Genomic DNA, 15,670 nt, shown 5'->3' on the forward strand with positions numbered 1-15,670 from the left:
GTTTTTACCTGACTGGGTGGAGTTACTTTATCGCGATAATTACAATAAACAGTTAATATTCAGTGTTGCTTTTATGCGAATTAGGATAGTCATTTGATATATTTACATCTGCTATTTTTATGAAAAAACTCTGGTTTCCATTTTTATTGATTTTTGGATTAGCAAGCACATCTAAAGCTCAGCGCTCACCTAAATACAGCAATGAATTTTTGTCTATTGGCGTAGGTGCCAGAGCACTTAGTATGTCAAATACTCAGGTGTCTAATGTTAATGATGTTACTGCTGGCTATTGGAATCCTGCTGGCCTCTTAGGCATTTCAAATACATATGAGTTTTCACTAATGCATGCAGAATATTTTGCAGGTATTGCTAAATACGACTATGCTGGCTTTGCTACTAAGATTGATAGTTCAAGTAGCCTTGGTGTGTCGGTAATACGATTTGCCATTGACGATATACCTGATACCCGGTTCTTGTATGATGCCAATGGAGCCATTAACTATGATAATATTAGGTTTTTTACTGCTGCTGATTACGCTTTCTTAATATCATATGCTCGTAAGCTTAATGTTTTGGGTGGAATAGATATTGGAGGAAATTTCAAGGTTGTTCATCGTGTGGCAGGCAGCTTTGCTAATGCCTGGGGGTTTGGATTAGATATAGGAGCGAAAAAAACAATAAGAAAATGGCAACTGGGTTTAATGGTAAGAGATGTGACAGGTACTTTTAACGCATGGACCCATAATACTGAGTTAGTGGCTGATGTTTATACTCAGACTGGGAATGTAATACCTGATAATTCTGTTGAAATAACATTGCCAAAGGCCATTATTGGTGTGTCAAGATATTTTGTAATTAAACAAAAATTTGGTTTACTGGCTTCTGCTGATTTTATAAGCTCATTTGATGGGGAAAGAAATGTGTTATGGAAATCCAAGCTAATTTCAACGGAGCCATCTGTAGGTTTAGAAATGGATTATCAAAAAACTTTTTATCTCAGATTTGGAGCGGGAAATGTTCAGGAGGTACAGCGCTTTGATCAATCAACTTACAAAACCTTTCAACCAAACTTTGGAATTGGTGTTGTCATAAAGCAGCTCAGTATTGACTATGCCCTAACGGATATTGGTGATCAGACATCATCACCCTACAGTCATGTATTTTCATTAAAAGCCCATTTCGATAAAAAATGAAAAGTCGCAGTTGGATAGTGATCGTTTTTTTATTGTTAGTGGGTCAAGCAGGCTATGCTCAGCTTTATGGTGACGAGTGGATAGAATATAATAAAAAATACTACAAAGTTACACTGGCTCAGGATGGCCTATATCGTATTTCATATGCCGACCTTACTAATGCTGGTTTTCCTATTAATAGTGTTGACCCCAGAAGATTGCAGCTGTTTCACAATGGTGTAGAGCAAGCCATATTTGTTCAGGGACAGGGAGATGCAGTTTTTAACACAACAGATTATATTGAATTTTACGGTGTTAAGAATGACGGCAAAGCAGATGAAAGATTGTACAAGCCAATGGAGGCTCAACCGCATCAATTTTATAGCATCTACAGTGATAGTTCGGCTTATTTTTTAACCTGGAATTTGACGACCACCAATGGTAAAAGGATGACCAGCTATTCTGAGAATAATACAGGAGGCCTCTCGGCTCAGAATTCTCACATAGAAGAAAAGCGACTTATTAACACAGCTCAATATTCAGCAGGTCGTGGCTATTCAACTAATGAATATACTCGGTTGTCAAGTTTCGATTATGGTGAGGGCTGGACGAGTGCGGCTATTCAAGAAAACAATTCAGCAGATTTTGTAATAAATGGAATTACCAATGGAGCCCAGTCAGATGGTGTGCCGTCAATTGAAATTTTGCTTACTGGGCGTGATGACCTGCCCCATAATGTGGATATTTTGGTGGGCCCGTCTACTGCAAGTCTCAGGAATATTGGTAATGTTCAATTTGATAATTATGAGAGCTTAAAATTTACTTCTGACTTACTTTGGACAGATATATCGGCAGGCGGTTCAATAACAGTCAGAATAACTGCACTGGGAGTTAGTGGAGGTAATGATCGAATAAGTACTTCCTATATTCGGTTATTTTACCCTCAAAATTTCAATGTTCAAAATTCAAACACAAAGGTTCTTAATTTTAAAGCAGAACCATCTAACAAATCATATTTGGAGCTTAGCAATGTTGCTAATACTACTCAATTATATGATATTACTGATGCTGACAATGTAATTAGAGTAGGAAGTAATCAGACGGGTAGTGATTTGAATGCCATTATAAATGGAACAGTAAATCCTAGAAAGATTTTTGTCAATGCTCAGAACTTTATTACCCCAGTTATAAAAAGAGCTCCATTTAGAGATATCAATGCCGCTTCGCATGACTATATTATTTTAAGTCATAGTCAGTTAATGAGCCCTACGGGTAATGTTTCTGATCCTGTTAAAGCTTATGCCAGTTATAGAGCAACTGAAACAGGCGGTGGATATGACACCCTGGTTGTTGATATAGATATGTTATATAATCAATATAACTATGGCATTAAAAATCCATTAGCGGTTTTTGACTTTATGAGATTCATGGTTAACAATGGTGACCCCAAGTATCTTTTTATTATTGGTAAGGGGCTGGATCCGAGTATTAACTTTTACAGGAATGCAACTGGATCAATCCCATTTACAAGGCAAGGTATTACTTATCAGGCCAAGGATTTGGTGCCAACTTCAGGTAACCCTGGATCTGATATACTTTTTACTGCTGGTTTGTCTGGTGAAGCTAATGTTCCTGCAGTTTCAGTAGGTAGGATTCCAGCCCTTACACCTGCTCAGGTAAATGCTTATTTAAATAAGGTAATGGAAATGGAGGCCCTGCCTTTTGACGATTTATGGCGAAAGAATGTGCTCCATTTGAGCGGAGGTATTACAGCGTCTGAACTTTTGATCTTTCGTGCCTACATGAAGGGTTTTGAGAATATTGCAGTAGATGATTATTTGGGTGGGGATGTGAAGACGGTTGCTAAAACGTCTGGCAGTACCATAGAACTTATCAATGTGGCTGATGAAGTGAATAAGGGTTTATCTCTGATTACATTTTATGGACATTCCGCACCTAATGTTACAGACATTGATATTGGATATGCAACGGATCCTGTTTTGGGCTATAATAATGCTGGTAAATACCCCATGTTTCTTATAAATGGATGTAATGCTGGCGCTTTTTTTAGGCCAGACTTTACTTTTGGAGAAGATTGGATTCTAGCAGAAAATAAAGGTGCTATTGGTTTTATAGCTCATAGCTCATTTGGGTTTAGTGGCAATTTGCGTAGATACTCCAATACTTTTTATGATGTTGGATATGGCGATTCTGTATTTGTAAGTAAGCCCGTGGCTGATGTACAGCGAGAAGTCTCTAAAAGATATTTGAATAATGTTTTTACTGACCCAACTAATGTAACTCAAACCCAGCAGATGGTGTTACTGGGTGATCCAGCAGTTAATTTGTTTGGCCCTGAAAATCCAGACTACGAGATAACGAATGACGATCTATTTATTGATTCATTTAATGATGAGCCAGTCACGGCTAAGGCCGATTCATTCGCTATAAAGATTATAGTTGAAAATTTCGGAAGAACGAGATCAGATTCTATTAAAGTAGCAGTTAGCAGGACCTTACAGGATAACAGCATTTTAGAATATGATTCCATTTTTGCAGCGATTAGTTATCAAGACACTATTTCCTTTAAAATAAAAAGAGGTGAAGAAAATGGCTTTGGGAATAATAGGTTTTCGGTTCAGTTAGACTATTTATCTGAAATACCTGAATTAAATGAAAACAACAATACTGCTTCTTTGGACTACTTTATTCCACTGTTCGGCACCCGTAATTTGTACCCAAATAATTATTCAATAGTTGCTGAACAACCTGTTGAGTTACTAGTTCAATCTAGCAATATTCTGGAAGGAGAGAGGCAATTCTCTATTGAAATAGATACCGTAAACACATTTGATAGTCCGTTTTTAAAACAGAACAGTTTGAATGCTAGATTATTAGCCAGTAGGAAGGTTGACCTACTTAATGATGTGTCTGTTAATGATAGCACGGTTTATTATTGGAGAAGTAAGTATTCAGATATTCAAGCAGGAGAGACTGATGAGTGGGTAACTAGTTCGTTCACTTATATTAAAGACAGTCCTGAAGGTTGGTCCCAGAGTGTTTATAATCAATTGGATAACAGTGTTATTAGTAATCTTGAACGTAATGATGATAAAGAAAGGTTTGATTTTTTAAGAACTTACAGAGATATCCAAATTACAACTTTTGGAGCTGCTAATCCAGCTTTGAATTCTGAGGTATCCGTGCTTATTGATGGAACTGAGTACATCATTAATAACGGAGGTTATTGCCGTGATAATACTGTCAATTTAATAGCTTTTGATAAAAATACTGCGATTCCTTATGCTGCAGTTCCATTTCTTCAATCAGACCGTAAAACTTGTGGTCGCGTGCCTCAAGTTATCGATAGTTTTACTTTTTCAGAAATAGAAAGTGCTATTAATGATAACCTCATTACATATATAGACAACCTTAATGAAGGTGATTCGGTAGTGCTTTTTACTATTGGAGATCCTCAAGTGGCTAATTGGTCAACGAATATTAAGACTAAACTCGAAGAGATAGGAGCACTTAGTGCCGATCTTGACGCGGTTGTGGCTGGCGAACCTTATATTTTGGTAGGTAAGAAAGGGGCGCCTCCAGGGTCGGCACAGCAATTAAAGACAACCGCCTCACCTGCAGCTGAGCAGCAGATACAATTGATTTTAAAACTAAGTGGTGTTGAGTCTTCTGGTAAATTGACATCTTCATTAATCGGGCCAGCTAAACAGTGGGGTTCCGTCATTGCTTATGCAGATATTTCTGAATTGCCTAGAACAGATGAGTTTACATTTGATGTTATAGGTATAGCCAATAATGGAGATGAACAGGTATTAATGAATGATGTTTCAAATTTTCCATTAGACCTATCTTCTGTAAATGTAAACCAGTACCCTTATTTAAAATTAGCTATAAATATTGCTGATGACACCAACCTTACACCGCCTCAATTGAACAAATGGCTGGTCTTATTTAGACCTGTACCAGAAGGTATCTTTATTGCTAATGACGAGAATACTGAGAACGTGACAATTCAGGAAGGAGTAAGAATTCAAAAATCCTATGGTTTTAAAAACATATCCAAACAATCATTTCTAGATTCACTAGAAGTAAGACAACAGCAATTTAATATTGATAGTCGAAAAACAAATAGTGAGTCATTTAGGATAAAAGCCCCATTACCAGGAGACACTACTTTGTTTAATATCGATTTGGTTAGCTTAGGTAATACTGGCGACAATGATCTTAAAATAGAGGTCAATCCTCAAGTTGAACCTGAATTATTTTATGACAATAACACCTTTGACTTAAAAAGATTTTTAACCGTTGAAAAGGACAATATCAACCCATTGTTAGATGTGTTGTTTGATGGTCGGTATATTCTAAATGGTGATATAATATCACCCTCACCCTTAATCACAATTCAACTAATGGACGAAAACCCTTATATAAAGGTAACGGATACAACTAGCATGAACATTTTTCTTCGAAAAGAATGTGAAGGGTGTAATTCGAAAAGGGTAAGTTTTTCCTCTAATGAGGTGCAATGGTTTGCTGCTACGGAACAAACGTCCTTTAATGTTGAGTATAAGCCATCAAGGCTGGAAGATGGTAGGTATACCTTAAGTGTTCAAGCTTCCGATGCGAGTGGTAATTTATCTGGAGAAGATGCTTATTCTATTTCATTTGAGGTAATTAATGAATCAACTATTACTAACTTCTATCCATACCCTAATCCATTCTCAACCAGCACAAAATTCATTTTTACACTTACAGGAAGTGAGGTTCCACAAGAAATTCGAATTCAGGTAATGACTGTAAGTGGAAAGATAGTAAGGGAAATAACTCAGGATGAATTGGGGCTTGTGAGGATAGGTAATAATATATCTGATTATGCATGGGATGGGAGAGATGAATTTGGAGATAAACTGGCTAATGGAGTTTATCTGTACAAAGTTATAGTCAAACAAAATGGACAAAGTTTAAAGCAGCGATCTAACTCTGCTGATAAAGCATTTACAAAAGGATTTGGTAAATTGTATATTCTTAGATGACCATTGGTATAAATCCCCCTAAAGAGGTGATTATATCTTTTTTCTTTCTTCCGAAGTTGGTGCTAACATATGTTGATTTCTAAAATAAAGGGCTTCCTATCATTTCTATTCTTTTGGTTGATTGCCATTTCAGCCTATGGGCAGGCTTATAATTTCATAAACTATGACATAGGTGATGGTCTGGCACATGAGCGAATTATGGACATCTGCGAAGATAAGTTTGGTAATTTATGGCTAGCGACAGCAGGTGGAGGCTTATCAAAATTTAATGGAATTGAATTCAAAAATATCACTATAAAGAACGGCCTTCCTAGCAATTATGTCCGAAGCATTCTATGTAGTAGAGATGGAGACATTTGGGCAGCAACGGCCTCAGGAATTTCCAGATACAATGGTAAAGATTTTACAATTTACAAAGTTGACTCTCTTAATGAAAGTGGAAATTCTGTAAATAAGATCTTTGAGTCAAGTGATGGGACTATTTGGTTTGCCGACCCTCAAGGAGGGTTAGGGAGAATAGATACACTTGGAAGGATGTCTATTACTAATGTGCCTGATATGATTGGTGCAGATAAGATAATAGACATAAACGAAGATGAAGAAGGTAATCTCTGGATCATTACTGCAATTCAAGGATTGATTAAATACAGCGGAGGAAGTTTTACTCAGGTACTCACTAATTCTGATTTCAAAGGGTATTTATTGTCGATGTGTGTAAAGGAGAATATGCTTTGGATTAGCTCCAATAAAGGATTACTCAGCTTTGATCCTGCCAGTCTCAAATATGAATTGGTGTTAAAAAATACTTTTATAAAATCAGCCAATGTAATTGATAATAATGAGTTTTGGGCTGTCTCAGCTTTGGGTGCATTGAAATACGAGAATGGTAAGGTTAAGCATTTTTCAAAAAGTCAGGGCATTACAGATAAGGGTATTAATATAATATTCACGGATAGAGAAGGTAATGTATGGTTTGGCTCTGAGAGTGAAGGTCTTTATAAATTGACTAATGAAGTTTTTACTTTTTACGGGATAGATCATGGCCTCGAAGCTTTACCATTGACAAGTGTTACTAAAGATAAAGATGGAAACTATTGGTTTGGATCTTTTGGAAAAGGAATACAAAAATATGATGGAGAAAAATATGTAAAATTTGGTTTAAAGGATGGTTTGCCAAGTCAGTATATATCTTCTAGTGCAGTGGATAGTGCTGGAAATTTATGGTTTGGTAGCCGAGGGTCAGGTCTGATTAAATTTAATGGAAAGTCATTCACAACATTAACTGTTGAAGACGGCCTTGCACATAATTTTATAAGACAGGTCTTTGTAGATAGCAATCAAAATATATGGTTAGGAACTATCAATGGATTAAGTAGATATGATGGAGAATCTTTTGAAAATTATAATATTCAGAGTGGACTAGCCGGTAACCTTATTTGGGGTATTTCTGAAAGCAATGAAGGAGAGTTACTTATTGTTACTCGTGAAGGCCTTTCCCAATATGTTAATGGTAAACTATCCGTAATAGATATCGATAAAGAAGTTTTTGATAAACGAGTAAATACTGCAGTTAAAGATGACTATGGAAACTACTGGATTGGCTATTCGGGGCACGGCCTCTTGAGAATAGCCACCAATGGTACTAGGATGTTTGTTACTACCCAAGAAGGCCTATCCTCTGATCTTATTTATAATTTGATAATTGACTCAGATAATAATTTAATTGTTGGATCAGAAAGAGGGGTTGATAAAGTATTACTTGATGAGTATGGTAGGGTGATTAGAATAAAAAGCTATGGTCAAAAAGAAGGGTTCAAAGGTTTAGAGACTACTTATAATAATGTTTTCTGTGATGATGAAAATAACATTTGGTTTGGTACTGATGATGGTGTTTTTAAATATAATGCGTCAAAGGAAATTAAAAACGAGGTAGAACCGATTACTTATATCTCTGGTCTCAAGTTGTTTTACAATGAGGTGGATTGGAGCCAATATACTGATGAGATTTCAAGCTGGTTAAATATTCCAGAGAAGATAGAGTTACCTTATTCTGAAAATAATCTAATCATTGAGTATTTCGGTGTTAGCCTTAGCAATCCTGAAGCGGTTAAGTATAGGTTTAGGCTCTTAGGTCTCGAAACTCGCTGGTCTCCTGTTACAGAGAGAACCGAAGCAGTATACACTAATCTTGCTCCAGGAAGCTATACGTTCGAAGTAAAATCCGCGAACAATGATGAAGTGTGGTCAACTATTCCAGCAACATTTCAATTTGAAATCATCCCTCCATTTTGGCAGCGTCTCTGGTTTTATATTTTATTATTGGTGCTGTTTTTCGTATGCTTTAAGTTATATAATGACTACAGAGTACGGGTTAATTTGAACAAAATATTAACACTAGAGCGAATACGTTCGGAAGAACTTCAAAAGGTTCGTAAAAGGATGGCCAGAGATTTCCATGATAACATGGGTAATCAGATAGCCAGCATCACAGTTTTTGCTAACCTTATCAATCTCAAACTCAAAAATAAGTCCAAGGAGGTAGATGATCTGCTCCAAAATATTCAAAAGCACACGAGTAGCCTTTTTACTGGTACAAAAGACTTTATCTGGTCCATGGATCCAGATAGTGATAATTTAGGTGAAATATTTACCTATATCAGAGATTTTGGTGAAGATCTCTATGAGCGTACTCCAATTTCATTTTTTTCCAGCGCTGACGATTTTGACAATAAACACTACCCTCTGCCTTCTGGATGGAGTAGACAGCTCGTTCTTATTTTTAAGGAGGCAATGACTAACGCTCTAAAACATTCTCAAGCAACTGAGGTACACCTCGATTTAAAACTCAGCGCAACAGATTTCGTTATCGCATTATGGGACAATGGAGTGGGTATTGATTTGAAGGAAGGATCAAAAGGGATGGGAATGAAAAATATGAACTCCAGAGCAAGTCAATTGAATGGTGAGTTTGTAGTGACAAATAGAAAAGACAACAAAGGATCAAAAATATATTTCACAGGAATTTTCAATCAGGCAAAACTCGATAAAACAATAAAGACTAAAACAACAATATTATGAACTACTTCAAATCAAGAATAGTGATTGTTGAAGACAACGATGCAGTGCGTGAGGGGTTTTCATTAATTATTAATAGCGTAAGCAATTATTTGGTGGTAAATGCATATGATAATGCTGAAGATGCCATAAAGAATGTGAGAAAGGATAAACCTGATGTCATTCTAATGGATCTTGAACTACCAGGAATGAACGGAATTGAGGCAATAGGTATTATTAAAAAGGCATCTCCCCATATTGATTTAATAGTTAATACAATTTATGAAAATAGTGATCTTGTCTTTCAGGCACTGGTAGCCGGAGCTTCAGGCTATATTACCAAAAATACTAGCCATACAGAATTACTTGATGCTATTGAAGAAGTTATTAACGGTGGGGCTCCAATGAGTTCTAAAATCGCGAAAATGGTAGTTGCTTCCTTCCAAAAAAACCCAAATTCACCTCTCTCAAAGCGTGAAACGGAGGTTTTAGAACTGCTCTCAAAGGGCAAAAGTTATAGCATGATTGCTCAAGAGCTTTTTGTAACTAAAGAGACAGCAAAGTCTCACATCAAGAATATTTATTCAAAACTTCAGGTGAATAGCAAGTCCGAAGCAATAGCCAAGGCAACTAAAGAAAAACTTATTTAGTGAAGGGGGTAAAAATCCCCCTGATTAACGGTCTTTGGTTATAATACCCCCCAATATTTCATAGCATATGGGGGATTTTTGCCTCCTCCTGTTTAGTGACCTTTGGAATAAGGCTCTTTTAAATTAAAGAGCCGAGTAACAAATTTTACCTAAACAGGAACGTATGAAGAAGAAATTACTCCTATTATTTATGCTGCTGTCTGCTATTGGAATCTCCAATACGTGGGCACAGGAAAGAACCGTTACCGGTAAAATCACCTCGGTTGATGATGGTGAGGCATTACCTGGTGTGAATGTTGTTTTGAAAGGAACGACCACAGGTACTGTTACCGATTTTGATGGCAATTATACGCTATCTATTTCTGACCAAAATGCTGTGTTAGTCTTTTCTTTTATTGGGCTTGCAACAGAAGAAGTTGCTGTAGGCGCCCGATCTGTAATCGATGTTCAAATGCGATCGGATGTTAAACAGCTTTCCGAAGTTGTTGTAACCGCTTTTGGTATTGAAAGGGAGCAAAAAGCACTAGGCTATGCCGTAAGTGAAGTTGATGGTAACGTTGTTGAGGGGGGTAGAAATACCAATATGGTAAATTCTCTCGCTGGTAGAGTGGCTGGATTGCAGATTACTGCTTCTGGCGGTGCTCCAGGTCAAGCCTCCAGGGTTAATCTTAGAGGGGTTACATCATTAACAGGTAATAATCAGCCTCTTTTTATCATTGATGGTATTCCTATGAGTAACGCAAATGACGGTAATGCCAATTCAACTACCGGTGTAGCTACACCAAATAGGGCTGGTGACATTAATCCTGCAGATATTGAATCCATTTCAGTATTGAAAGGAGCTAGTGCAGCTGCACTCTATGGTATTAGGGCTGCAAATGGTGCCATCGTTATTACAACTAAAAGTGGAGGAAAGTCCGCTAAAGGAGCTCAGGTTAGCTACTCTTCAACTTATATGATAGATGAAGTATTAAAATTACCTGATTTTCAAACAAGATGGGCTCAAGGTAGTGTAGATGGGGTTTATGCTAATGGAACTTCAAGATCATTTGGTCCTTTAATTCAAGGTCAGGATCATGTAAATGCTCTTGGAGAAACTGTCCCTCTTCAATCTTTCAATAATGTTGAAGACTTTTTTGATAAGGGAAAAACCTCTATCAATAATATAAGTATTAAAGGCGGTGACGATGTAAGATCTTATTACATGTCTGTAGGCCGAACACTACAGTCATCTTATATCCCAAATCAGGATTATAACCGATTCTCATTACGAGCTAATGCTTCATCAAAAATCTCTGATAAGATGTCAACTTCTGTAAGGATGAACTATATCAGAAATGACGGTAATGTTCCTTATGCTGGGCAGGATGGTAACAATCCAATATTTGCTCTGTATCAGTCTCCAGCATCATTTAATCTAGCTGGTTATCCTTATGAAAATGCTAACGGAGGACAAGTAAATTGGAGAGGCGGATCTTTTGATAATCCAAATTGGACTGTAAATAAAACTTCTGTTGAATCAAAACTTGATCGTGTAATTGCGGGTGCAGACTTCAACTATGATATACTCGATTGGTTAAGCGTGAGTGCAAGAGTAGGTACAGATTTCGCTAAGGAGAGAAGAAAGGATTTCAAGGATATTGGAACAGCAAACGGAGGAGGAGGTAGTTTGAATAACCAAACTATTTTTAGAAGAGAAGTTAACACTGATTTACTATTGAATATAAAAAAGGATTTCAGTGAAGATCTGAATTTTAACTTGCTCCTTGGTCATAACATTAATCAAAGAGAGCTGCAGCAAGATGCCGTTAATGGTACAGCTTTGGTTTTACCTAATACACCTCATATTTCAAACACTACACCAGGCACACCCCTTGAGTTTACAACGCTAAGAAGACTTTATGGTGCCTATTTTGATGCTCAATTTGCATATAAGAATATGCTGTTTTTAGGAATTACGGGAAGAAATGACTGGTCTTCAACCTTACCAAAAGATGAACGCTCATTCTTCTACCCATCTGTTAATTTAGCACTTGCATTTACGGATGCGCTAGCACTAGAAAGTAATGTTTTAACATTTGGTAAAATTAGAGCTAGTTATGCTCAAGTGGGTAATGATGCTACGGTTTATAACCTCGACCCCGTATTTGTTCAGGCTGCACCTGCCAATGGTTTTACACAGACAAATGCAGGATTAGCTTTTCCTTTTAACGGACAGCAAGGATTTACGGCTTCCAATTCTTTGGGTAATCCATTGTTAAAACCTGAAAGTATTACTTCTTTTGAAATAGGTGCTGACTTAAGGTTCTTTGATAATAGAATTGGTCTAGATGTTAATTACTTCAAAACTGAATCTACAGATCAGATCATTCCACTATCAGTGTCAGGATCGACTGGATTTACAAGCCTAGTGGCCAATGTTGGTCAATTGGATAGTAAAGGTTTTGAAGTTCAACTTACAGCCACACCCGTTAAGACTTCTGATTTAACATGGGATATTTCTGCAAACTGGTCCAAGATAGAAACAGAAGTCGTTGAGATCATTGATGGTGTTAACAACATATTCTTAGGCGGGTTTACCGGATTTCAGGTAAGAGCTGACCTTGGTGAACGATATGGTTCGATCATAGGTGGTGCTTTTGCAAGAGACACTGATGGTAATATATTGGTTGATAGCAACCCTAATAGTGCAAACTATGGTTTTCCTCAATTAGGACCAACAGCTAACCTAGGTCATGTTGAACCAAAATGGACAGGAGGAATCAGAAATACAGTTTCTTATAAAAACTTCACTTTGGATTTCTTGTTTGAAGGAAGATATGGTGGGGTGATTATGAATGGTACTACTGAGTTACTTCAGTTCTATGGTAGAACAGATGAAACAGATGACAGAACAACTCCATTTGTATTTGATGGTGTTATCCAAAATACCGATGGAACAACTCGTCCTAATGATATTGTAATTACTAAAAATGCAGCTTGGTGGAGTAACTGGACTAATATCAATGAAGCCAATGTTTATGATAACAATTGGGTAAAATTAAGATCAGTTAACCTTACTTACAATTTGCCACAAACCCTGTTTGCAAATAACTTCATCGAACGAGCCAGCTTTACTATAACAGGTAGAAACTTGCTTTTATTTACCAATGTTCCAGACATTGATCCAGAGTCAAGTACGTTCGGTACAGGTAATGCACAAGGATTTCACAGATTCGATTTGCCTAGTACAAGAAGTTATGGAGCAAGTATCAACATTACTTTTTAATAATTAAGACTTATTTATTATGAAAATACTATTCAAATATAAATTGCTGTTTATAGCATTATTGCTAACAGCAACGGCTTGTGAGGATAATTTTTTGGAGATTAATAAAGATCCAAATAATCCTACAGATGTGCCTATATCAGTTTTGCTACCTGCTATTGAGGCCAGATTGGCTTACTCATATGGCGGTTCAGAATATGCTACCCAACCAGCACACTTTGTACATTATTATGCAGGACATAGAAATCAGCATTTGAGGTTTGACCAATGGGATATACAGTTGCCTGATAATAATAATTACTGGAATACAATATACGCAGGCGTATTGCAGGATATTCAAGAAATGGAAACTAGAGCCATTGAAAGCGAAAGCTTTACATACGTAGGAATTGGAAAAGTTCTACGAGCATTGAGCTTTGCAATGTTAACAGATGGTTTTGGTGATATTCCCTTTGAGGAAGCATTAAAGGTTTCAGAGGTAATAACTCCAGCTTACGATACTCAGGAGTCAATTTACCCTAAACTTATTGCTATACTTGACGATGCAATTATTGATTTAGGAAAACCTTCTGCTAAGGTGCCTGGTAGCGATGATTATATCTATGGAGGAAGTGCTACTCTTTGGGTGAAATTTGCCAATAGCTTAAAGCTTCGGTTACTTAATAGAATAAGCAAACAAGATGCTTCTGCGGCAATTAATTTCTTGAATACAAACCCAAGCTTAATTGCAAATAATGGAGAAGGAGCTGAGGTGCAATTTATTGCTTCAGCAACTCAAGAAAACCCGATGTATCAGTTAGATAATTTAAGTGGGTTTCAAGACAATGCATTGAGTGCACAATTTCTTGATAGACTTACAAATTTGAATGATCCTAGAATACCTCATTTCTTTGAACCAGTAACCAACGGTGGAGGCATAGCCGGTAAAGTTAGTGGTCTTGATGATGATGACTCGGGAAGAGGAAAATATTCTAGAATCGGAGCAGCGTTTGCTGCAGCTGATGCACCAGTTCCATTTATGACATTTTCTGAAGTTCAATTTTTAGTGGCGGAGATTCAATTCCGTGCAGGAAATGCCGGTGCAGCTCAAGCGGCCTATGAAGCAGCTGTGGCGGCTGATTTAGAAAGAGTAAGTAGTGTTGCAGGAGGTAAAAAGGAGATAAACCTTCTAACAGCCTCAGACAGAGGTGATGATTTACCAACTATTAGTTCTACCGAGATTGCCGATTATTTAGCACAATCTACTGTAGCTTATAATGGTACATTGGCTAGAATTATGGAGCAAAAGTACATATCTAACTTTGTGAACCCTGCAGAAGGCTGGTATGACTGGCGAAGAACAGGTTTTCCAGCAGATTTTGCTACACCATCCACAAACTTTACTGTTGGGGTGAGACCCAGAAAGCTTCCTTACCCTCAAAATGAGATCAACTTTAATTCTGGGAGCCTTTCTGCCGGACCTGGTTTGCCGGTGAAGGATGTTACGCTGCTCAATCGTGTTTGGTGGGATCAATAGTTAAAATTTAATAATTTGATATGAAAAATTTAAAAATATTATTTTCGATACTTTTCATGGCACTCTTTGTGGTGTCATGCGAAGAAGATGATCAGGTTACCGGTGAGCTGAGTTTAGCTCGGGATGTGGCAATCAGCAATGTTGAATCCAGCGTGTTTAATCTGTTGGATTTAGATAATGCACAAATAGTTTTCGATCTTGCTTTAAGTGAGTCGGGTTCGGATATACAAAAGGTTGAAATATTTCAGGCTTTTAATGGAGGTAACCCGGAGTTGGTTTCCACTATAACCACTGTGCCGGCAACAGTTTCTATTCCACTTGCAGATGCTGTTGCTAAAACAAGTAAGACTAAAGAGGAGCTTGTGCCAGGAGACCTTTTCTTTTATAGCTTTAAGCTTACGCTTGCTAGTGGTAAGGTTGTTTTGAGCTCATCATTCATCAATGGTAATGCGGCATGCCCTTCGGACATAGGAGGAAATGTTTCTTATACTTATTTATCAGCTAATAGCCCATATTGGGGAGGTGTTAGTGTGCCAGATGGTGAGATAGAAATAACACCTGTTGATGCTTTTGGAAATTACACAATATCTGATGCTAGTTTTGGAGGCTTAGTACATTTTTATGGGGTTTTAGGTGCTTTTGGTGCAACGCCTGTAAACATAAATATGATTGATGTATGTAACACGGTTACTTTTTCTGGAGTTGATGTTTATGGAGATACTTATACATGGGCGATTTCAAATGTCTCTGGTTCGTCAATGACTGTAACTTGGTTAAACACTTATGGAGATACCGGAACTGTTATTGCCACCAGAAATGACGGAGCAGATTGGCCTGTGGGTTTGATTGGAGGTTAATAATAAATTTATTGTTATTAGGAGCCATTGTTGTAATGGCTCCTAATTTTTTGCTTAAAAAGACATAATGAGACTTTTTTTTAATAGGTTATTACTGAT

7 protein-coding genes are annotated in these 15,670 nt (G+C 37.2%); all 7 read left to right on the forward strand.

Annotated features, from left to right (window positions below; translation table 11 throughout):
• Positions 1-119: 119 nt before the first annotated feature.
• A complete protein-coding gene (locus E1140_RS14135; RefSeq protein WP_221412699.1) occupies positions 120-1,193 on the forward strand; it encodes a putative type IX sorting system protein PorV2 in 1,074 nt (357 codons plus the stop codon).
• Positions 1,190-6,226: a putative type IX secretion system sortase PorU2 gene (gene porU2 / locus E1140_RS14140; protein WP_155185044.1), complete on the forward strand. Its 5,037-nt coding sequence runs from the start codon at positions 1,190-1,192 to the stop codon at positions 6,224-6,226. Before E1140_RS14135 ends, porU2 begins: the two co-directional genes overlap by 4 nt.
• 69 nt (positions 6,227-6,295) lie before the next feature.
• Entirely contained in the window at positions 6,296-9,304 is a 3,009-nt protein-coding gene (locus E1140_RS14145; protein ID WP_155185047.1) for a sensor histidine kinase, read from the forward strand.
• A complete protein-coding gene (locus tag E1140_RS14150) occupies positions 9,301-9,930 on the forward strand; it encodes a response regulator transcription factor (RefSeq protein WP_155185050.1) in 630 nt (209 codons plus the stop codon). Before E1140_RS14145 ends, E1140_RS14150 begins: the two co-directional genes overlap by 4 nt.
• Positions 9,931-10,093: 163 nt before the next feature.
• On the forward strand, positions 10,094-13,198 hold the full coding sequence (locus E1140_RS14155; protein WP_155185053.1) for a SusC/RagA family TonB-linked outer membrane protein: 3,105 nt from the start codon (positions 10,094-10,096) through the stop codon (positions 13,196-13,198).
• Between the two features lie 19 nt (positions 13,199-13,217).
• The gene (locus E1140_RS14160; RefSeq protein ID WP_155185055.1) at positions 13,218-14,714 is read left to right on the forward strand and encodes a SusD/RagB family nutrient-binding outer membrane lipoprotein; all 1,497 of its coding nucleotides are present in this window, start codon (positions 13,218-13,220) and stop codon (positions 14,712-14,714) included.
• Positions 14,715-14,734: 20 nt separating this feature from the next.
• On the forward strand, positions 14,735-15,571 hold the full coding sequence (locus E1140_RS14165) for a hypothetical protein (RefSeq protein WP_155185058.1): 837 nt from the start codon (positions 14,735-14,737) through the stop codon (positions 15,569-15,571).
• The last annotated feature ends 99 nt before the right edge of the window (positions 15,572-15,670 follow it).

Source organism: Fulvivirga lutimaris (assembly GCF_009711525.1).
In the GTDB taxonomy this organism is placed as follows: Bacteria; Bacteroidota; Bacteroidia; order Cytophagales; family Cyclobacteriaceae; genus Fulvivirga; species Fulvivirga lutimaris.